Origin of the sequence: Ascidiimonas aurantiaca, from assembly GCF_037646345.1 — a bacterium.
Classification (GTDB): domain Bacteria; phylum Bacteroidota; class Bacteroidia; order Flavobacteriales; family Flavobacteriaceae; genus Ascidiimonas; species Ascidiimonas aurantiaca.
On sequence record NZ_JBBEWR010000001.1, the window covers coordinates 62025 to 83591 of the forward strand.

General features: G+C 37.4%; 24 protein-coding genes. 15 read left to right on the forward strand and 9 right to left on the reverse strand.

The genetic code is table 11. From position 1 onward, the window contains the following. Nucleotides 1-59 precede the first annotated feature (59 nt). Together WAO84_RS00270 and WAO84_RS00275 are read left to right on the forward strand one after the other, a co-directional pair. Nucleotides 60-1604 (forward strand): hypothetical protein, encoded by a 1545-nt coding sequence (locus WAO84_RS00270; RefSeq protein ID WP_340063010.1) that lies wholly within the window; start codon nt 60-62, stop codon nt 1602-1604. A 3-nt stretch (nt 1605-1607) separates the two neighbouring features. Further along, nucleotides 1608-2471 carry a DMT family transporter gene (locus tag WAO84_RS00275; protein ID WP_340063011.1) on the forward strand — a complete coding sequence of 288 codons (864 nt, stop codon included), beginning with the start codon at nt 1608-1610 and terminating at the stop codon, nt 2469-2471. Here WAO84_RS00275 and WAO84_RS00280 read toward each other — a convergent pair. Beyond that, entirely contained in the window at nt 2468-3172 is a 705-nt protein-coding gene (locus tag WAO84_RS00280; protein WP_340063012.1) for an RluA family pseudouridine synthase, read from the reverse strand. The genes WAO84_RS00275 and WAO84_RS00280 overlap by 4 nt on opposite strands. A 25-nt stretch (nt 3173-3197) precedes the next feature. Beyond that, complete coding sequence (gene panB / locus WAO84_RS00285; protein ID WP_340063013.1) at nt 3198-4016, reverse strand: 3-methyl-2-oxobutanoate hydroxymethyltransferase; 819 nt, start codon at nt 4014-4016, stop codon at nt 3198-3200. 57 nt (nt 4017-4073) lie between these two features. Between panB and WAO84_RS00290 the strand changes: the two genes are divergently transcribed. Further along, entirely contained in the window at nt 4074-4538 is a 465-nt protein-coding gene (locus tag WAO84_RS00290; RefSeq protein ID WP_340063014.1) for a nuclear transport factor 2 family protein, read from the forward strand. Nucleotides 4539-4754: 216 nt separating this feature from the next. Next, nucleotides 4755-6674, forward strand: a complete 1920-nt coding sequence (gene dnaK, locus WAO84_RS00295) for a molecular chaperone DnaK (protein WP_340063015.1) — start codon at nt 4755-4757, stop codon at nt 6672-6674. Nucleotides 6675-6930: 256 nt separating this feature from the next. On the opposite strand, the gene WAO84_RS00300 is transcribed toward dnaK, so the two are convergent. From WAO84_RS00300 to WAO84_RS00330, 7 genes are all read right to left on the reverse strand, one after another. Then, nucleotides 6931-7089 carry a hypothetical protein gene (locus WAO84_RS00300; RefSeq protein WP_340063016.1) on the reverse strand — a complete coding sequence of 53 codons (159 nt, stop codon included), beginning with the start codon at nt 7087-7089 and terminating at the stop codon, nt 6931-6933. A 30-nt stretch (nt 7090-7119) separates the two neighbouring features. Beyond that, complete coding sequence (locus WAO84_RS00305) at nt 7120-7278, reverse strand: hypothetical protein (RefSeq protein WP_340063017.1); 159 nt, start codon at nt 7276-7278, stop codon at nt 7120-7122. A 28-nt stretch (nt 7279-7306) separates the two neighbouring features. Continuing rightward, nucleotides 7307-7465 (reverse strand): hypothetical protein, encoded by a 159-nt coding sequence (locus tag WAO84_RS00310; protein ID WP_340063017.1) that lies wholly within the window; start codon nt 7463-7465, stop codon nt 7307-7309. A gap of 27 nt (nt 7466-7492) precedes the next feature. Further along, nucleotides 7493-7654 (reverse strand): hypothetical protein, encoded by a 162-nt coding sequence (locus WAO84_RS00315; protein ID WP_340063018.1) that lies wholly within the window; start codon nt 7652-7654, stop codon nt 7493-7495. A 23-nt stretch (nt 7655-7677) separates the two neighbouring features. After that, nucleotides 7678-7974 (reverse strand): hypothetical protein, encoded by a 297-nt coding sequence (locus WAO84_RS00320; protein WP_340063019.1) that lies wholly within the window; start codon nt 7972-7974, stop codon nt 7678-7680. A gap of 388 nt (nt 7975-8362) precedes the next feature. After that, on the reverse strand, nt 8363-8938 hold the full coding sequence (locus WAO84_RS00325) for a GNAT family N-acetyltransferase (RefSeq protein WP_340063020.1): 576 nt from the start codon (nt 8936-8938) through the stop codon (nt 8363-8365). Continuing rightward, nucleotides 8935-9579 (reverse strand): alpha/beta hydrolase, encoded by a 645-nt coding sequence (locus tag WAO84_RS00330; protein ID WP_340063021.1) that lies wholly within the window; start codon nt 9577-9579, stop codon nt 8935-8937. Before WAO84_RS00330 ends, WAO84_RS00325 begins: the two co-directional genes overlap by 4 nt. Nucleotides 9580-9680: 101 nt before the next feature. Between WAO84_RS00330 and WAO84_RS00335 the strand changes: the two genes are divergently transcribed. From WAO84_RS00335 to WAO84_RS00385, 11 genes are all read left to right on the forward strand, one after another. Next, nucleotides 9681-10109, forward strand: coding sequence for a PaaI family thioesterase (locus tag WAO84_RS00335; RefSeq protein WP_340063022.1), 429 nt, complete (start codon nt 9681-9683; stop codon nt 10107-10109). Then, on the forward strand, nt 10106-11173 hold the full coding sequence (locus WAO84_RS00340) for a chorismate-binding protein (RefSeq protein WP_340063023.1): 1068 nt from the start codon (nt 10106-10108) through the stop codon (nt 11171-11173). The genes WAO84_RS00335 and WAO84_RS00340 overlap by 4 nt, the downstream gene beginning before the upstream one ends. A 130-nt stretch (nt 11174-11303) precedes the next feature. After that, nucleotides 11304-12986 carry a 2-succinyl-5-enolpyruvyl-6-hydroxy-3-cyclohexene-1-carboxylic-acid synthase gene (gene menD, locus WAO84_RS00345; protein ID WP_340063024.1) on the forward strand — a complete coding sequence of 561 codons (1683 nt, stop codon included), beginning with the start codon at nt 11304-11306 and terminating at the stop codon, nt 12984-12986. 87 nt (nt 12987-13073) lie between these two features. Beyond that, a complete protein-coding gene (locus tag WAO84_RS00350) occupies nt 13074-13415 on the forward strand; it encodes a DUF2853 family protein (RefSeq protein WP_340063025.1) in 342 nt (113 codons plus the stop codon). 80 nt (nt 13416-13495) lie between these two features. After that, a complete protein-coding gene (locus tag WAO84_RS00355) occupies nt 13496-14323 on the forward strand; it encodes a CvfB family protein (protein WP_340063026.1) in 828 nt (275 codons plus the stop codon). A gap of 114 nt (nt 14324-14437) precedes the next feature. Beyond that, a complete protein-coding gene (locus WAO84_RS00360) occupies nt 14438-15280 on the forward strand; it encodes a 1,4-dihydroxy-2-naphthoyl-CoA synthase (RefSeq protein WP_340063027.1) in 843 nt (280 codons plus the stop codon). A gap of 12 nt (nt 15281-15292) precedes the next feature. Then, nucleotides 15293-15901: an SPOR domain-containing protein gene (locus tag WAO84_RS00365; RefSeq protein ID WP_340063028.1), complete on the forward strand. Its 609-nt coding sequence runs from the start codon at nt 15293-15295 to the stop codon at nt 15899-15901. A 2-nt stretch (nt 15902-15903) separates the two neighbouring features. Beyond that, nucleotides 15904-16812 carry a 1,4-dihydroxy-2-naphthoate polyprenyltransferase gene (locus WAO84_RS00370; RefSeq protein ID WP_340063029.1) on the forward strand — a complete coding sequence of 303 codons (909 nt, stop codon included), beginning with the start codon at nt 15904-15906 and terminating at the stop codon, nt 16810-16812. Nucleotides 16813-16851: 39 nt separating this feature from the next. Continuing rightward, complete coding sequence (locus tag WAO84_RS00375; RefSeq protein ID WP_340063441.1) at nt 16852-17613, forward strand: LytR/AlgR family response regulator transcription factor; 762 nt, start codon at nt 16852-16854, stop codon at nt 17611-17613. A gap of 1285 nt (nt 17614-18898) precedes the next feature. Next, on the forward strand, nt 18899-20848 hold the full coding sequence (locus WAO84_RS00380; RefSeq protein WP_340063030.1) for a sensor histidine kinase: 1950 nt from the start codon (nt 18899-18901) through the stop codon (nt 20846-20848). A 33-nt stretch (nt 20849-20881) separates the two neighbouring features. Continuing rightward, the gene (locus WAO84_RS00385; RefSeq protein WP_340063031.1) at nt 20882-21565 is read left to right on the forward strand and encodes a metal-dependent hydrolase; all 684 of its coding nucleotides are present in this window, start codon (nt 20882-20884) and stop codon (nt 21563-21565) included. The last annotated feature ends 2 nt before the right edge of the window (nt 21566-21567 follow it).

The window sequence follows — 21567 nt, forward strand, 5'->3', positions numbered from 1 at the left end:
GTTTTTTTAAAAACAGATAAGTTATTGTAAGTCAATTATTTAACACTGTTTTTTTTACAATGACAAATAGCCAGAAAGACCCTTTGTTCATATTAATAAAGTCACTTTCCAAATCGGAAAAAAGACAATTCAAACTATATGTGGGGCGCCTGGGAATGAACACTGATTCAAAATTCCTGGCATTGTTTAATTTGCTAGATAAAGCCGATGCATATCATGAAGATGTCATATTGAGCCAGGGTATTGTAAAAAAACAGCAACTTTCAAACCTGAAGGCGCATTTGTACAAACAAATACTTATTAGTTTGCGGCTTAACCCTCTGCACCAGAACGTACGCATACAAATACGTGAACAACTGGATTTTGCAACCATTCTTTACCATAAAGGGTTGTACAAGCAGAGCCTGAAACTGTTGGATAAGGCCAAAGCCATAGCAATTGATAACGAAGAGAAAAATGTAGCTTATGAAATTGTGGAGCTTGAAAAACTCATTGAAACCCAATACATAACCCGAAGTATTAGCGGAAGATCTGATGAGCTTATCACCCAGGCAGAAAGCCTTAGCAGGCTAAACCTTATTGCCAGCCAGTTGTCAAACCTTTCGCTGCACCTTTACGGTTTAATGTTAAAAACCGGATATGTACGTAATGATGAGGAAAATGAATTGGTGACCGAATTTTTTTATGAACGTTTTCCGAAGTTCGTATCCGAAGAATTAGGGTTCAGAGAAAAATTTTGGATGTACAACGCCTATTTATGGTATAGCTTCCTTACCCAGGATTTTCTTTCTTGTTTTAAATATGCCAGCAAATGGGTGGCCATTTTTTACGAAAACCCGCAGATGATCTATCTTAACCCGGTGTTTTATTTAAAAGGCAATCATTATTTACTGGAATCACTTTTTTTTATTAAATACAAGACCCAGATGAAAGCGGCTCTTGAAAAAATGGAAGAGACCATTGAACAGGAAAGATTCCCCAGAAACGATAATATCCAGTCACTTTCTTTTCTTTACAAATACCTCAATAAACTGAATCTTCACTTTCTGGAAGGTTCTTTTGAGGCTGGTCTTCTTTTGGAGAATGAAATACTAAAAGGGCTTCAAATACACAAAGACCGGATAGATGATCATCACGTTATGGTTTTTTACTATAAGATTGCCTGTATGTATTTTGGTATTAATGACAATAGGACCTGTATTTTGTATTTAAAAAAAATAATAGAAAATAAAAACCTTACTATGCGGGAAGATCTAATGTGTTTCTCCAGGGTACTCAGCCTGGTAGCACATTACGAAGCCGGCCTGGATTACCACCTGGAAGTGCAGTTAAGAAGTACTTATAAGTTTCTTCTAAAAATGAATGATCTTCAAGAAGTGCAGAAAGAGATGATACGATTTCTGAAGGATCTCGGCTCTATCTATCCTCATGAACTTAAGCATGCATTTAAAAAACTACATAAACGATTAAAGAAATTTGAAGACCACCCTTATGAAAAAAGAGCTTTTCTTTATCTCGATATTATTTCCTGGTTAGAAAGCAAAATAGAAAACAGGCCTATTGGAGATATTATCCGTGAAAAATCAAAAAAGCTTATTCGTTAGCCTATGAGTTCTAAAAAGTACTTATTTCAGTTACTTGAGCTCAATTTTGCGATGATGCTCATAAGTACATCCGGAGCCTTAGGCAGATATATTACCCTGGCACCGCCTGTTACTATATTGCTGAGAGCGTTCATGGCGCTATCTCTGTTATACCTGTTTTGCAGAATACGGAAAATCCCTCTTTTTAGGGGTAATAAAAAAGATTTGACAGGTATTGTATTTGGAGGTATTTTTATGGGAGCACACTGGATCACGTATTTTTATGCCTTACAGCTTTCCAATGTAGCTATTGGCATGCTCTCCATTTTTACATATCCGGTAATTACAGCCTTTCTGGAACCCATACTTTTAAAAAGTCGATTTAATCGTTCGCAATTATTACTGGCATTATTGGTATTGGTTGGTATTTATTTTCTGGTACCAGAGTTCTCACTGGAAAATTCATATACAGTAGCTGTTCTTCTGGGGGTACTATCGGCCCTTTTTTATTCTCTGCGAAATATTATTGTGAAAAAACATATACCCAGGTATAATGGTATAGCCTTAATGTGGTATCAGTTACTGGTAATAACCATTTTTCTTGTACCTGTAATTCCGTTTTTTGCATGGACGGGAGTGGTTGGACAGTTACCGGCCATTTTAATGCTGGCTTTGTTTACCACAGCTTTAGGCCATACTTTGTATGTAATGAGTTTTCGTCATTTCTCAGTAACGACAGCCAGTATTATGGGGAGCCTGCAACCATTATACGGCATTATTTTTGGAATGGTATTTTTACACGAAATTCCTTCATGGAGTACGGTTATAGGTGGGACATTGATCCTTATATCTGTTATTGTAGAAGGTATGCGATCGTATCGTAATTAGTCTTTCACACAGGCATCCCATAAGGGGTCAGCAGGTAATGGGGCTACTATATGAACCGGTTCTTTTTTAACCGGATGAATAAATTCCAGATACCTGGCATGAAGAGATATACTTCCGTCTGGATTGCTTCTGTCAAACCCGTACTTCAGGTCTCCTTTAATGGGGCTTCCCACAGAGGCCAGTTGTACTCGTATCTGGTGATGTCTTCCCGTGTGAAGCATAATTTCCAGCAAAAAATACCTGTCCAGTTTTTTTTTAACCGTATATTCCAGTAAAGCTTTCTTACTGCCCTCTACTTCTTTTGTAAAAGCTTTGGAAGTATTGGTGGTGGCATTTTTTTTAAGCCAGTGGGAAAGAAGCCCTTTTTTTTCAGGAGGCGGGTTTTTAACAATAGCCCAATAGCTTTTTTGAACTTTTTTTAATCGGAAGAGCTCGTTCAAACGGCCTAATGCTTTAGAAGTTTTAGCAAAAACAACAATACCGGTGGTTGGACGATCCAGCCGGTGTACCACCCCTAGAAATACATTCCCGGGTTTTTTGTATTTGTCTTTGATATAGTTCTTAACAATATCACTTAGCGGAGTATCGCCGGTTTTATCACCCTGTACAATATCACCCGCTCTTTTATTAATAACAATTAGATGATTGTCTTCATATAATACCTGAAGGTTCTCTGTGTTTGAATGAATTTTAGGACACACCGGGAAAAGTTAAAAAAAATTGATCTTAGTATTGTTCTTCTTCGTTGGGAAAATCAAGTATTTTCACATCATTTATGTATTTGGAAATAGCATTTGACATTTCGTCATAGAGGTTCATATATCTTCGCAAGAACCTGGGGTTAAATTCATGAGTAATTCCCAGGAGATCATGTATGACCAGTACCTGCCCATCAGCATGCCTTCCCGCACCAATACCAATAGTAGGAATTTTTAACTGAGCGGATACTTCTTTAGTAAGTGTTGACGGTATTTTTTCCAGAACTATCCCAAAACAACCTGCTTTTTCCAGCATAAGGGCATCCTGAACAAGTTTTTGAGCCTCTTCTTCTTCCCGCGCTCTTACCGTATAAGTCCCAAATTTATAAATGGATTGCGGTGTTAGGCCGAGATGTCCCATTACGGGAATACCGGCATTAAGGATCCGTTTAATAGATTCTTTTATTTCTCTGCCTCCTTCTAATTTAACTGCATGCGCACCACTTTCTTTCATGATACGAATAGCCGATCGTAAGGCTTCTTTTGGATCAGACTGATAGCTTCCAAAGGGAAGATCTACCACTATAAGGGCTCTTTTGGCTGCTCTTACTACTGAAGAAGCGTGATATATCATTTGATCCAGCGTAATTGGCAATGTAGTTTCATGTCCTGCCATTACATTACTTGCCGAGTCACCTACTAAAATTACATCTACACCCGCACTATCTACAATTCGTGCCATAGAGTAATCGTAAGCGGTAAGCATAGAGATTTTTTCTCCCATACTTTTCATCTCAATCAATGATTTTACCGTAATTCTTTTGTATTCCTTTTTTACGACCGACATAATGAAATATTTCCGGTAAATGTACTAAATTGTGGGGGTAATTCAATTTTAGCAAAAATGAAATTAATCTGGTGTCTTGTTTTTATTGGTTTAGTAGGTCTTTCGGCTTTTGCCCAGGAAGCAGAGCAAAAAGAAGTAGAAGAAACAATTCAACGTTTTTTTGAAGGTTTTCATAAAAAAGATTCGATCCTTATGGGCACTACAGTGTCTGATGCGGTTATTATACAAACTATAGGAAAAGACAAAGAAGGCAATACTTTTTTAAAAAACAGCACCTATAAAGACTTAATAAAAGGATTGAGATCAATACCTGCGGATAAAACAGTTACCGAAAAAATTCTATCCGTTGAGGTTCAAACCGATGGAATGATGGCTCATGCATGGACGCCTTATGAATTTTGGTTTGACGGGAAGTTTAGTCATTGTGGCGTAAATTCTTTTCAATTGTTGAAAGAACAAAATGAATGGAAAATTATTTATCTGGTAGATACCCGTTACAGAGAAGGGTGTGAAAATCAATAAGGGCATTATCCCCCTTCTTATACATATTCTAAAGATCAGAAGAGCTGTCTGATTTTATCTTTTTTTTAGCGTTTGTTTTCAGTGAATTGAGTTGTTTTTTTAATGTGCTGCTATAGTATGTTTATGACAGCTTGTCATATTTTTTATACTGGCATAATACTTGACTATTGTAAAGCGTATTTAAAAAGAATTTTCAACATCCATAAAAAAATAGAAATGAGTAAAATTATCGGAATTGACTTAGGAACTACCAATTCATGTGTTTCTGTTATGGAAGGTAACGAACCTGTGGTGATTCCTAACGCAGAAGGGAAACGAACTACCCCTTCCATGATCGCTTTTGTAGAAGGCGGTGAAATAAAGGTTGGAGACCCTGCCAAACGTCAGGCGGTTACCAACCCACATAAAACCATTTATTCGATTAAACGTTTTATGGGGAACAAGTTCTCCGAATCGGAAAAAGAAGCGGGCCGTGTTCCCTACAAAGTAATAAAAGGAGATAACGATACTCCCCGGGTAGATATAGACGGACGTTTATATACGCCTCAGGAACTATCGGCTATGATCCTTCAGAAAATGAAAAAAACCGCAGAAGATTATCTGGGGCATGATGTTAGTGAGGCAGTTATTACCGTACCGGCTTATTTTAACGATTCACAGCGCCAGGCAACCAAAGAAGCAGGAGAAATAGCAGGACTTAAAGTACAGCGTATTATTAATGAGCCTACTGCTGCAGCTTTGGCATATGGCCTTGATAAAAAGACAAAAGACCAGAAAATAGTAGTTTTTGACTTTGGTGGAGGAACCCATGATGTCTCTATCCTTGAATTAGGTGATGGTGTTTTTGAAGTATTGGCAACAGATGGAGATACCCACCTTGGAGGAGATGATGTAGATGAAAAGATCATTAACTGGTTGGCAGAAGAGTTTAAAAACGATGAAGATATAGACCTTAGAAAAGATGCTATGGCGTTACAACGCCTTAAAGAAGCCGCTGAAAAAGCTAAGATAGAATTATCTTCTTCTTCACAAACCGAAATTAACCTTCCTTACATAACGGCAACTGCTTCAGGACCCAAGCACCTGGTAAGAAGCCTATCAAAAGCTAAGTTTGAGCAGTTAATTGATGACCTGGTAAAAAGAACCATTGCTCCTTGTGAAACCGCTCTAAAAAGTGCAGGTCTTTCGGCAAATGATATTGACGAGATTATTCTGGTAGGAGGTTCTACCCGTATTCCTGCCGTACAGGAAGCTGTAGAGAAGTTTTTTGGGAAAAAACCTTCCAAGGGAGTAAACCCTGATGAAGTAGTAGCCGTAGGTGCAGCTATTCAGGGAGGAGTATTAACAGGAGATGTGAAAGATGTATTGTTATTAGACGTAACACCACTTTCTTTAGGTATTGAAACTATGGGTGGCGTTATGACCAAACTCATTGAGGCCAATACAACCATACCTACTAAAAAATCTCAGGTATTCTCAACAGCGGCAGATAATCAGCCGTCCGTAGAGATCCATGTATTACAGGGAGAAAGGCCAATGGCTACAGATAATAAGACCATAGGTCGTTTTCATCTGGATGGTATTCCACCTGCACCCAGAGGTATGCCTCAAATTGAAGTAACTTTTGATATTGATGCCAATGGTATCATTCAGGTTACCGCTTCAGATAAAGCAACCGGAAAATCTCAGGACATCCGTATTGAAGCTTCTTCAGGCCTTACCCAGGAAGAAATTGAAAAAATGAAGAGAGAAGCAGAAGCAAATGCCGATGCAGACAAAAAAGCAAAAGAACAGGTAGATAAGCTTAATGAAGCCGATGCGATGATTTTCCAGACCGAAAAACAATTAAAAGAGTTTGGAGATAAATTATCTGATGATAAGAAGAAGCCAATAGAATCTGCTTTAGAAGAGTTGAAAAAAGCCTATGAATCTAAAGACGTGGCAACTATTCAACCGGCGCTTGACAAGATCAATGAAGCCTGGAAGGTAGCTTCAGAAGAAATGTACAAAGCACAGGCCGAAGCTTCACAGCAACAACCGGGTGGACAACCTGGAGGACCGGAAGCTTCCGGAGGAAATGCTGATGCCAAGCAAAGTGATGATGTACAGGATGTGGACTTCGAAGAAGTGAAGTAAAAGAAAGATACCATACTTATAAAGTATAAAGAAAAAGCGCGGGATGCTCATCCCGCGCTTTTTGATTTTTAAAAACAATTGATTCCAGGTGGACATCTTGAATGTGATGGGCAAAGATTAGTGTTTGTACACTCCTGGCCACCAAGGGTATTCCTGCCACCTCCATGTTGCGATTTAACGTAAAAGCTGGCAACAGTTAATTTCTTAAGGCTAAGTTCCTTAAGTGTAATATTTACTTTCTTCATGATCTAAACAATTACCAGCACTGTACTCCCGGAGGGCAAATAGAATCTGAACAGGTGCAGGTACGCCAATTTGATATTTGGAAACCACCTTTAATTTCTTCTACATTAAAACTGGCAACAGTTGATTTTCTTAGTGCCAGTTCTTTAAGTTTTAAATCTACTTTTTTCATTTTTATAAGAATTTTGAGTTAATAAAAAAATTAATAGCATTGTACTCCCGGAGGGCAAATAGAATCTGAACAAGTACAGGTGCGCCATCTTGATACGAAATTACCACCTTTAATTTCTTCTACATTAAAACTGGCAACAGTTGATTTTCTCAGTGCCAGTTCTTTAAGTTTTAAATCTACTTTTTTCATTTTTATAAGAGTTTTGAGTTAATAAAAATTAATAGCATTGTACTCCCGGAGGGCAAATAGAATCTGAACAAGTACAGGTGCGCCATCTTGATACGAAATTACCACCTTTAATTTCTTCTACATTAAAACTGGCAACAGTTGATTTTCTCAGTGCCAGTTCTTTAAGTTTTAAATCTACTTTTTTCATTTTTATAAGAATTTTGAGTAATAAAAATTAATAGCATTGTACATCCCGAGGACATACAGAATGTGAAGGACAACAAATAGTAAAAATATTACTAGTTGCAGTACCTCCTTTTATCTTATCGGTTTGAAAACCGGCAATGGTTAACTTCTTAAAAGTTAGCCCCTTAAGTTTTGCGTTTACTTTTTTCATCTTAAATTTTTTAGTTAAGGTTTTTAATAACATTGTACTCCCGGAGGGCATACTGAATCAGAAGGTCTGTCGCATGTGAACGCTGTCGGGCAATTTTGCGTAGCCGGAGGACACCCATTAGACGGGCAGTTTTGCGTAGCAGGAGGGCAACCAACGGTTTGACCACAGTTAAAAAGAGAATCGTCACAAGGTTCTCCTGGTATGGTAGGGCAGGTGTTCCAACTGGTACCGGTTCCCCCAGTGACCGTATTAGAGTTAAACTTGGCAACTACTGATTTCTTTAAAGATAATTTTGAAAGGTTGATGTTAGCTTTTTTCATTGTATTAATAGATTTTAGTTAATGTTCAAAAGTTTTATAGTCACCAAAAAATAATGGCAATAGAAGTAGTTTTTTTATACAAACTATTTAACAGAAAAAACTATATTCTATTAAGAATATAAACTCTTTTTTTATAGTCTTAAAATATTAATAAAGACAGAAAATTATTATATCAAAGTTAGTGTAAGATGTTTTAAAAATAGGTTAATTCTCTCTTTTTTAAGAGAATTGTTAGGATTTTTGATAATAAAATGAGAAAATGATGCTTTTTATGCTGAAAACGTTAAATATAAAACCAGAAAAACCGTATCAGAGGTAAGGTTTAACTATTAATGCCCTTTGGTGCAGGTTCTAAAACAGCGCTTTAGTATAAAAAGGGAACGGAAGTCTAAAGAGCCAGAAGTGTTTTTTTGATTTGAGGCCATTCACTTTTTAAAATACCATAGCAACAGGTATTACGCCGATACCCATCTCGCATAATAACATCAGATCTAAGTATGCCTTCCAGAGAAGCACCCAATTTTTCAACAGCTTTGCGAGATCTTATATTGCGCTCATCGATACGGAATTCAACCTTTTCAAAATTCATTATCTCAAAAGCATAGGCTAACATCAATAGTTTTACACTGCTATTTAAGCCGGTACCCCTAAAATCTTTCCCTAACCAGGTCCACCCTATATGAAGTACGCGGTTACGCGCATCTATATGTCCAAAGCGGGTGCAACCTGCATAGGCCTGAACCATTTTGTCAAATATGATAAATGGAATGGAAATTCCTTTCACCTGATCTTCCAGGGCGGTTTTCACATATTTTTCCAGATCTGCAGATGAACCCAGGCGAGAAGGGGAATAGGGTATAATATCTTTTTCGGAAGCAACGGGCTGAAGAACTTTGTGATTTTCAAGTGTAAGTACCTCGAGTTTTGCTCTTTCATTCTCAAGTATAAATGGCTCTGTATTCATATAAACTCAGATAAAATTGATGTTTTAAATTCGTGTCCCCCTTCAAAAGATCGGTGAACCACTGTATTTCCAAAAAGTGTTCTCAGTTTATCAAATTCATGTTCAAGACGTTGTTTATTTATATAAGGATCGTTATTGCCAAAAACGTGATAGATTTTTGTTTTGGAAGCATCTAAAAAGCTAAAATTATCTGCAGTGAGTTCCTCAGGAATGCTTCCGGCATAGATAATGATTTTTGAAGGGTAGATCTCTTTTCGGGCAAGCCATCGCAAAAGCACTGAAACACCCTGTGAATATCCAAAAGCAATAAAATTACATTGTTGAGGAATTTTTTCTGAGGTGTAAACAGCATCCAGATACGTCATTATATTTTCATTTTCGGTACGTGTGTTTTCTTTGGTAAGCCAGCAGGCCCCTACATGTTTAAAATCGCTTCCCTGATAATATTTGGAAGGTGCCTGAGGTGCTATAATATAATTATGTTCTGGTGGGAATATTTTAAAATAATCCAGGAAATAACGACTTAAATATCCGAGACCATGACATACAAACCATACGTTGCGAGTTTGTGAAGTGAGGGTATTTAATGTGGAGTAGCTGTTAGTGTGTTTATATGTTACTTCCTTTTCTTCTGTTTTCATTTTTTTGAGATGCGGTTTTGTACTTTTACAAAAATAAATGGAAAAAACGGGCGCTCACAAAAATTTTCTGGAACCGGGCCCTACATACTATAATTAATACCATGACAGAAGAATACAAGAAAACAATTTTAAGGGCATGTAACGCAATGATCCCTAATACGCTTATGGAAACTCTTGATATAGAATATACAGACGTGGGAGATGATTATCTTACCGGTCGTATGCCTGTTACGCCCAGAGTGCATCAACCGGATGGTGTTTTGCATGGAGGCGCTATGGTAGCCCTGGCTGAGAGTATAGGAAGTGCCGCTTCGTACATTTTTCTCGATACTAAAGACCATTATGTACGAGGTATTGAAATAGCGGCCAATCATGTAAAGAGTATTGAAAAAGGTTTTGTATATGCCAAAGCAAATTTTACGCATAAAGGCAGAACTACTCAACTTTGGAATATTGAGATCAGAGATGAAGAAGGCAACCTTATATCGGTATGTAAACTAACTACGATTACGTTACCCAGAAAAAAATGATTCTTGACTCTTCTATAATACAAAAGGCATATACCTGGTTGCGCGACAAGAAACCTTTTGTTGTTTTCAAAACTCCGGAAAACAATGAGCTCTGCGGTATTTTCCAGAAGGATACAACACTTCATACAGATAATACCTTGTTACGGCCGGGTTATGTTTTTGCTCCTTTTGATTCCAGACAAAAAACAATACTTTTCCCTTTAGAAAGCAGCGAGTTCCTAACACAAACTTACGAAACAAACGTTCCTGCATACCAGTTTTCTGAGTTTCATATTACCTCTGGCGATGAGGACACAGCCAGACCCCGTCATATTGAATTAGTACGTAAAGCAGTAACCGCTATGCAAGCCGGTTCTTTTCAAAAGGTAGTACTTTCCAGAAAAGAATCAGTACCGGTTAATGAAGAACCCCTATCTGTTTTTGTGAGGCTCTGCGATACATACCCCTCGGCATATGTATATGTATGGTTTCATCCCGAAGTGGGGATATGGATGGGAGCTACCCCTGAAACGCTTCTTCACCACAAAGACGGGCGGTTAACGACAATGTCCCTCGCAGGCACTAAGTTATACAGGGACTCCTTAGAAGCAGTATGGGGAGATAAAGAAAAAGAAGAACAGCACATTGTTACCAGCTTTATTTGTAAAAACCTTGAAGGGAGGGTCACCTATTTAAAAAAAGAAGGCCCTTTTACGATAAGGGCAGGTAATTTGTTACACCTGTGTACACGTATTGAGGGCAATTGTACGGTTGATAAAATATCTGGAATAGTAAACGCACTTCACCCTACACCGGCTGTATGCGGTATGCCTAGAGAAAAAGCAAAAACCTTCATTTTGGCAAATGAACCGTACAACCGTTCATTTTATTCAGGGTTTACAGGTATGGTTACTGCCAAAGAAACCCGTTTATTTGTTAACCTGCGGTGCATGTCCCTGGAAGACAAAGAGGCCACTGTTTACGTGGGGGGGGGTATTACCAGAGATAGCGTGCCCGAACAGGAATGGGAAGAAACCGTGAACAAAACAGGAACTTTAAAAAAGGTGCTCCTGCACCATATCTGACTTTTTCAAAACCTGTGAAGTCCGTATCTTTGCAAACAATGAACAAGCTACATTCCTGTTTTCTTTTTTTGTTTTTAGTACCATTGGAAAAGAAGCGTAAACACTTTTTTAAACAAAAGTCTGTTGGTATATGAAATATCCTGGTATAAAACTGGCGCGCAGTGTCGTTGGCCTTTGCAAAGCATATGAAGTCAGGCATATAATTATCTCTCCCGGTTCTCGCAATGCTCCTTTAACTATGGGTTTTTATGAGGATAGTGCATTTACCTGTTACAGTATTGTTGATGAAAGGTGTGCTGCCTTTTTTGGTATGGGCATAGCACAACAAACCCGTGAGCCTGTAGTATTGGTCTGTACCTCAGGATCTGCCTTACTCAATTACTACCCTGCGATTTCGGAAGCTTTTTACAGCACGATTCCTTTAGTGGTGTTATCTGCAGATCGTCCGGCTTCAAAAATAGATATAGGTGACGGACAAACCATCAGGCAACCGGATGTTTTTCAAAATCACATTTTACTTTCGGTTAATCTTTCTGATGAAGACGACCGTTTGGCAGAGAATGAAACCCTAGTGTCAGAAGCGCTAAGCACAGCTATCAATCAACAGGGCCCTGTGCATATCAATGTCCCTTTTGAAGAACCTTTGTACGAAATGGTAAATACTCCTGCCAACTTATCTGTGCAGCCCTCAGAGCGTATTCAAAACTCTTCTTTTAACATCGCGGATAGTAAAATACAGGAGTTCACAGCAGCCTGGCAAAACAGTGCTAAAAAAATGGTTTTAACAGGGGTTAATAGCCCCAATGCTCTTGAAGATAGTGCTATCCGGTTTTTAGGGAACCGGGAAGATGTAATTGTATTTACTGAAACCACATCAAATTTATATCATGACCGGTTTTTTCCTTCCATAGACAAGGTAATCGCACCTGTTGAGAAAGATGAAGAGGCTCTGAAAGGCCTGCGTCCGGATATGCTAGTGACTTTTGGAGGTATGATCATTTCTAAAAAGATCAAGGCATTTTTAAGGAAGTATCCTCCAAAATATCATTTTCATATACATCCAACATGGGGGTTTGATACGTTTTTCTGCCTTACGCATCATTTCAAAACAGATCCCGGTACTTTTTTTCGTATCGTTTTAAAGAACCTCTCTCCTTCCGGTTCTGTTATCTACCGTGAAAAGTGGTTTGAAGTTTTGCAAAAAAGGCGCGCAAAGCATGCAACATACACTTCGGTTGTTCCTTTTTCAGATTTTTTAACATATCATCATATTTTCCGGTCTGTTCCTGCAAAGTACCAGGTTCAGTTAAGCAATAGTTCAACGGTACGATACGCACAACTTTTTGATCTTGATCCATCACTAACTGTTTTTTGTAACCGTGGTACCAGTGGTATTGACGGGAGTACTTCTACGGCTCTTGGAGCAGCGGTGGTTTCTAAAACACCGGTGCTGCTTGTTACAGGCGATCTCAGCTTTTTTTACGATAGTAATGCTCTTTGGAACAGTTACATCCCGAATTCTTTCAGAATTATAGTAATCAATAACGGGGGAGGCGGGATCTTCAGAATTTTACCGGGGCCTAAACATTCAAAAAAATTTAGCACTTATTTTGAGACCAGACATACACTTAATGCAAGTCATTTATGCAATATGTTCGGTTTAAAATATATGAGTGCCCACGATGAGAGTTCATTAGATTTTGCACTTTCTCATTTCTACAATTCCTCTGGAAAACCGGTTCTGCTGGAGGTCTTTACACCAAATAAAATAAATGATGAAGTTTTGATAAGGTATTTTGATTTTATCAGATAATATAAAGCTTTCACAGAACTCAACTTTAAAAAATGGTATATTTAGCTATCCTAAATATAATAGCTAACTTAAAACTTCAATTAAATTATGAGTAAAAGAGACGAACTGATTGTCCGTTATGCATCAGATTTGAAAGAAAAATGTGGTATTACCCCTGATATGGATTTGCTGACGAAAGTAACCATTGGCCTAGGACCTTCTATTTACAATGCCGATTCTTCTACCGTTTCGGGAACCAGTGAAAAGGAAATTACAACTGTAAAGAAAATGTTTTTAATAAAAAAACTGGGACTTGAAGACAATGCCAAACTCGATAAAGCCATAGATGCTGTTATTGACCAATATGGCCGCTCCAACAGAAATAAATACAGAGCCGTTATTTATTATCTTTTGGTAAAACATTTTAATAAAGAAACAGTGTACCAATAGTACAAATCCAAAATTTTTAAAGGGAAAGTGCCGGGAATCCGGCACTTTTTTATTGTTATCTTTGCACTTCAAGAATAAGTATGATAAAAATTGGAGAATACAATACCCTCATAGCGGCTAAGGAGAGTACGCATGGCTGGTATTTGCGGGATGAAGATGAAGAGGTGCTACTACCCCATATAGATGTTTCTGAAAATATCAACCCGGGACAGGAGTTAACTGTTTTTTGTTACCTGGATTCACTCGAAAGGCTTGTGGCAACCACACGTACACCCTATATTACAAGAGGAGGCTTTGCTGCTTTAAAAGTAATGGAAGTCAATAAAGTAGGAGCTTTTTTAGATTGGGGTCTTGAAAAACAATTATTGTTGCCCTTCAAGGAACAAACACAACCGGTTCAGGCCGGTAAAAAGTACGTTGTGTATTGTTATCTTGATAATCACTCCGGTCGTTTGGTAGCTTCCACCAGAATCCATCGTTTTTTACAGCATGATGAAATTGATTTACAGCCGCTTGAAGAGGTAGAACTCATGGTTGTACGGAACACTGATCTGGGTATGGAAGTTCTTATTAATGGTAAATACCTGGGATTGGTATATACAAATGAACTTTTTGAAGAGTACCAGGCCGGACAAATTCTGGAAGGGCAAATAAAACTCATAAGAGAAGATAAAAAAATTGATGTTACCATACGTAAAACAGGCCTTTCGCATACAGAGAAAAATGCAAATAAGATATACGAAATGCTTGAAGCCCGAAATGGTTTTTTACCTTTTCATGACAAAAGTAACCCTTCTGAAATACGCGAGTATTTTAAAATGAGTAAAAAAGACTTTAAAAAAGCCATAGGGAAACTTTATAGAGAGAAGCATATCATATTGGAGGAAAAGGGTATTAGAATGGTATAGCAGAAAAACCCTGTGTATCTGCCTCAAAGTAAAGAAATGTACAGGCGGACAATATGATAAATAAAGTAGCTTGTAGCGATAAAATGATAAATAACTTATAATTTTGCAAAAAGTATGAAAGTGGCTAATTGGCAAACAGTAAAAGAATATCAGGACATTACTTATAAAAAAAGTGGCGGAGTGGCCCGTATTGCATTTAACAGGCCCGAAGTTAGAAATGCCTTCAGACCCAGAACTGTTGCTGAGTTATTCGAAGCTTTTCTCGATGCCAGAGAAGACACTTCTATTGGAGTTGTATTGTTTTCCGCAGAAGGACCTTCTCCAAAAGATGGGGTATATTCTTTTTGCAGTGGTGGAGACCAGAATGCGAGAGGCCACCAGGGATATGTAGATGAAGAAGGAATGCCCAGGCTTAATATCCTGGAGGTACAGAGGCTTATTAGGTTTATGCCTAAAGTAGTAATAGCGGTTGTACCCGGGTGGGCGGTAGGTGGCGGCCACAGCCTTCACGTGGTTTGTGATCTTACCCTGGCCAGTAAGGAACACGCTATTTTTAAACAAACTGATGCCGATGTAACCAGTTTTGACGGAGGGTATGGGTCTGCATATCTGGCTAAAATGGTTGGTCAGAAAAAAGCACGTGAGATCTTTTTCCTGGGAAGGAATTATTCCGCTCAGGATGCTTATGAGATGGGAATGGTAAATGCCGTAATACCCCATGATAAACTGGAAACTACCGCTTACGAATGGGCACAGGAAATATTGGAAAAATCGCCTACATCCATTAAAATGCTTAAGTTTGCTTTTAACCTTACAGATGATGGAATGGTAGGACAACAGGTGTTTGCAGGAGAAGCAACCCGATTGGCTTATATGACAGATGAGGCCAAAGAGGGGAGAAATGCTTTTTTGGAAAAGCGAAAGCCTGATTTCAGCGATATCAAATGGATACCTTAAAAAAAAATACGTATGCCTTATATAGAAGAAGAAGATTTATTAGGGTTACATAAAAAAATTGAAAAAGAGCAGGCCGTTAATCAGGGATTGTTACAACAAATAAGCTATAAAAGCAAAGAAGTAAAGCATAGTAAAAAACAAAAAAAAATATTTGCTGCAATAGCTGTTGGGAGTGTAGTAATCGCAGCGATTGTGATTGCCTATTCGTTAGGGGTTAGCAAAACAGTAGAAAAGCTTAAAACCAATAGTGAGAATAAAGTCACTATCTCATTAGACAGTATTGAGCAACTTCGTGAAAGAATACGAAGTTTACAGGAAAAAAACAGCCAGCTTAACAGTGTTCATGATTTTTATCTGGCCAAGAACCTTCTTAAAAAACAGAAAGTCTTTGCCGTACAGGTAGGTGCTTTTGAGAATAATAGAGTCTCTTTGTTACCCGTCTCACTTAACAACACTCAATTAGTAAGGAACAATCCCTATTACTCCTATTCATTAGGTATTTTTGAAACACTTAAAGAAGCGCAGTCTTTTCGTTTTGAACTCGCTAAATTAGGATTTGAAGATGCTTTTGTGGTCTCTTATGTTAATGGTAAAAGAATTCAGGTAGAAGAACCTTATTGATCATGCCAAAACTCACTGTCTGGATAGCTGCTGCAAGATTTCGAACACTTCCGTTATCTGTCTCAGGAATCATTGTAGGAACCGCAATAGCCGCTTCTAAAGGTTATTTCGATATTACTATATGTATTTTGGCACTCCTTACCACCGTTTCATTTCAAGTACTTTCCAATTTTGCCAATGATTATGGAGATGGGGTAAAGGGTACAGATAATGAAGATCGTATAGGGCCTGCTCGGGCAGTTCAAACGGGAGCTATTACTTCTCAGCAAATGAAAAAAGCCATTTATAGTATGGTTGTGCTAAGCTTTTTACTCTCTGCCTTACTAATATACGTGGCTTTTGGAAGGCAATATCCGGCAATTTCTCTTTTTTTTCTGGTTTTGGGCATTTTGGCTATTGCGGCCGCTATTAAATATACCGTAGGAAATTCTGCTTACGGCTATCACGGGTATGGCGATGTTTTCGTCTTTATCTTTTTTGGGCTAGTAAGTGTTATGGGATCGTATTTTCTATATACAAGAGAATTAGACTGGAGCTTAATTTTTCCTGCGTTTAGCATGGGGCTTTTAAGTACGGGCGTATTAAACCTTAATAATATGCGGGATCGGGAAAGTGACGAGGCATCAGGAAAAAATACCCTGGTGGTAAAAATAGGAGCAGAATTTTCAAAATACTATCACTACTATTTATTGGTGAGTGCCATGTTTTTTTCAGTGGTGTATCTTATTATTGCCTACCGTGAACCTGTAAATTTCATTTTTTTCATAGCCTTTATTCCCATTACCCTTCATATTCTAAGAGTATATAAAAACAAAGATCCTAAGAAACTGGACCCGGAACTTAAAAAATTAGCACTAAGTATCTTTTTCTTTGCATTGCTATTTGCCATAAGTATCAATATATTTTTGTAGTTTTATTAGCACTAACTAACCTATACCCGAAAAATGAGCATGGATGCCGCCATCAAAATCTTAATTGTTGAAGATAATGTAATAATAGCAGACGATATACAGTATATGTTAGAAGATATGGGCTATGAAATTGTTGGGAATGTGATAGATTACCATCAGGCTGTATCTGTTTTAAAAAGTACAAAGGTAGATCTCGCCTTGCTAGATATTATACTGGCTTCTCCCGAAACAGGTATTGATCTTGGTAAATACATAAGAGACCATCACAATATACCTTTCATATTTGTTACCTCCAATTCCGATAGGGCTACTGTTGAGAATGCAAAACAGGTAAAACCCAACGGGTACTTAGTAAAACCTTTTGAGCAACAGGATCTTTATACTTCAATAGAGATCGCACTTTCTTCTTATAATTATGACGAAAATACCAGTGAAAGGTCGTCTGTTAACAAAGAAGAAGAGAGTGGGGAGGTAGTTAGTAATTCAGTGCTGAAAGATTCGATCTTTGTAAAAAAGAACGACTTGTTTTATCGTATTTATTTCGATGATATCCAATTCATTAAAGCAGATAACGTATATTTGGAAATTAACACTGCAGATAAGAAGTTCCTTGTACGATCGGCTTTAAAGGATTATATTGAAAAACTGCCATCACAAAATTTTTACAGGGCTCATAAATCATACATTGTAAATATTAACCATATACAGGCAGTAAACAGCAAGGATATTATGATAAAAGAGCAGTTAATTCCTATCTCAAGAGAATTTAAAGACTTCATTCTGTCTTCAATGAACTCCTAGCATTTTTTTAAACTCCTCAAAAATGTGATTTCACCACATGATAAAGGCACTTGACAACAATATTTTTGTTAGTGTGTGACCTTGACATATATTTGAATTGTATTTGTTGAAGAACAAATCTCCAGACAAGGTCCCAAATTTTATCATGCTAACATATACCCAGCCCCAAAAGCTCTGAGAAACTCTCAGAGCTTTTTTTATAACATTAAATGGCTAAACACACAAACCGGGGTATTTCACAACAGTTTTTTTCATTTACACAACATAAATTTTTAAGAAACCCGAAGCTTTGATACTTTTATAAAGTATTAATAAATTATTATTTGAATTAGCCTCACATCTTAATCATGTTAACATATACCCAGCCCCAAAGCCCCGGTCTTCCGGGGCTTTTCTTTTTATAATAACTTACCTCCTCCCATACTTAGGTACCGGTCATAACTAGAGAATCCGGGCTTTTATTATAATACCCTGGTTTTGTTCTGTATCTGCATATTATTCCAGTATGAAAACAAGCCAAAAATCAGATTTTTATTTTTTCACAACAAAAAAGAAGTGTTACACAACATATATTTTGATAACCGGTATAGTTTACTGAATTTTACCCTGTCGAATGAAAATAGTTAGTGATAGTATTCAGAAACCCAAATCTTAAATTACTATCAAAAGCCTTCCCTAAAAAGCCTTGTTACCTACTTAACAAGGCTTTTTTTATTACACTATCCAAACAGGATATATACTTTTTTAAAAGAAGCCCATTTCACAACAACTTGAGGACATTATACAACAAAAATTTATATATAATAACAGAAGGTAGTATGTTTGAAACAGAAAATAGGATGCTATAATTGGTTTTGTCAATTTTCAAGTCTTGTTTCATTTTTATAGGGTTTATTTAACAACAAAGAATCCCGGAGAATCGTTCTCCGGGATTCTCTTTTCAAGAATTCCTGTATAAAAGCGTTATATATATAGAGTATGGCTGTTTGACAACAAATTTGCCTGTGTATGCAACAAAAATTTAATTCAAACATTAAAAACCAGTAGTTTTACTCTATTGTTTCAGCTAATTATTTAGTATTGCCCCAAAAAATACCAAATACTTATGTTAAGGACGAAAAAAGATTTTCCATATCAGAATGTTGACTTAATTGCTTTACTTTGTAAATTCACTTTCTGTTTGTTTAATAGCAAATACAGAAGGTAAAAGAAGATCTTTTTTTAACCATTGAAATAACTTGTTACCAAATACTGTTAATTAAAGTATCTGACAAAAAAGTTATCAATGTTTTACACACTAAGACACATTATTAAGGCTTTTTTGATGAGCCTCTTTCTGTTGGTAGCGGCCTATTCGCAAGAAGTTGCCTCAGAAAAGAAAGACCTTTTTACTTCGTTTCTACAGGAAGAAGATGTTTCCCGTAAAGTGGATCTGTTTTTTGACTCAGAAAACCGGTACCTGAAAACTTCAGCCAGCAATTGGATCAAGCAGTTAACTGAGGATCTGGAAGTATATGGAAAACAAAAAGATTCCTCCGCTGTGTACGGATATAATACCATTTTATCCCAAATCTATTACGATCTGGGAGATTATGACAAAAGTATTGGTATTTCAGAAGAACTATTTGAAAAAAACAAAAAGCTCGAACCCGAACTCAGGATACATTTACTGCACCTGATGGATAATACCTATGCTGCACTAAAACAATATGATAAGCAACTTACCATTCGAAAAGAAATTAGTAAGACTGGAGAACGTGTTTTATTATATGACATTTATGCCAGTCTGGGTCTTTATCGCCAAGCTCTCATGGATTATATGCTCATCACAGAGCCGGAACTGGAGGAGAGTGATTTTTTTGCAAACGCCGTATATAATAACGAGCAGGGTAATTATCTGCGATTAGATGGCTCTTATTTTTCGGCCATCAAAAAAATTAACCTGGCGCTAAGTTATATCAACCTGTATTTAGGTGAAAACCGATACGCAAAATCAGAAAAACAGTTTGCCGAGGCCGTTTTCTTAAAAGGTGAGATACAGGGAAACCTCGGAAAGTGTTATCTCGCGTTAGGCCGTGTAGATGAGGCCATACCATTACTGGAATCGGGGGTATCTTCAGTGAAAGATTATCACAAAGGGAAATTCTCAGTTACGTTGCTTGAGCTTTGGGCCAATCTTGCCGATTGCTACTTAAAGTTGGAAAGTCCGCGAATTGCCAAGCGTTATCTCGATAGTATAGCTTTGTATAAAAACCGTTCAATGATTACCGATTTTGACCGTTTGCTGGCCGAATATTACCTTAAGATAGACGACTCGGATTCTGCATCATTTTACTTCAAGAAATACATTCAGATAAAAGATTCAGCGTTAGCAAACTTAAGAGAACGGGAGTTGTTAGGCACTCTTGTAAATTTTGACCTTGACAACCAAAAAGCTACAATAGAGCAACAGAAGAAAGATATAGAGAAAACCAGAGTAGCCATTCAGCAAAGAGATAAGAAAATAAACTATAGTTTTATTGGTTTGGCTGTAGCTTTACTGGTATCTATTATCGCCATTTTTGCATATTTTAAAAGTGTAAAGAATAAGCGTGTAATTGAAGAGCAGAAAAGTATTATTGAATCTTCACTGGCAGAAAAAGACTCTTTGCTTAAAGAAATTCATCACAGAGTAAAAAACAATCTGCAAATGGTATCCAGCCTCTTGAGTATGCAAACTAAAAACACAAGAAGCAAAGAAGCCATTGCCGCACTTGAAGAAGGTAGAAGCCGCGTAAAAGCCATGGCACTCATTCACCAGAAACTCTATCAAAATGAGGATCTCTCTGTAATACAAATGCAGGAGTATATAGAGTCTCTGGTTAACAGTGTTCAGTCAGTGTATAAAAAAGGCGGTCATAAAATAAATATCATCATAGATGCAGAAGGAACGGAGCTGGATATCGACAGGGCCATACCAATTGGTCTTATTATTAATGAGCTGGTTTCCAATTCTCTCAAATATGCATTTGTGGGAAGAGAAGACGGGCAGATCTACATAAGTGTTCGCCTAAATGGTAAATTAGGTGTCTTTGAATACCTTGACAATGGTAACGGATTACCGGATGATGTAGAGAAAAGGGCCGGTAGCTCTTTAGGTATCAAGCTTATTGAACGTCTTGTAAACCAGTTAAGATCTACCCTTAATTATGATAAAGATGTAGATGGTGTTCGCTTTTGGTTCAATTTTAGCTGAAATTCGTATCTTTAAAAGGCACAAATTGTAGTTATGAAAATCACATTTTACGGGCACGCCTGCCTGGGAATAGAAGTCAAAGGAGTTTCCATTATCGTTGACCCTTTTATTTCAGGGAATCCGTTAGCAAAAGACAAAATAGACGTAAGTACGTTAAAAGCCGATTTTATTTTACTTACTCATGCGCATAGCGACCATACTGCCGATGTGGAAACGGTAGTAGCCAATAATAACAATGCAGTCATTGTTTCAAACTTTGAAATAGCCTCTTATTACGGGAAAAAGGGATTTGATTTTCATCCAATGAATCACGGAGGTATTTGGGACTTTGAGTTTGGTAAACTTAAATATGTAAATGCCATACATACCTCTTCTTTTGAAGATGGTACCTATGGCGGACAACCTGGTGGATTTGTGATAGAAGGTGAGCATAAAACGGTTTACATAGCAGGAGATACAGCACTTACCTTTGATATGAAACTGATCCCTTTACAAACAAAACTGGATCTCGCTATTTTACCTATAGGTGATAACTTCACTATGGGTATAAAAGATGCCATACTAGCCAGTGATTTTCTTGAATGCGATAAGATCATGGGATACCATTATGATACGTTTGGGTATATTGAAATAGATCACGAAGCCGCCAAAAAGAAGTTTTATGAGGCGGGTAAAGATCTTATGCTCCTCGAAATAGGAGAACATATTTCTCTGTAGGC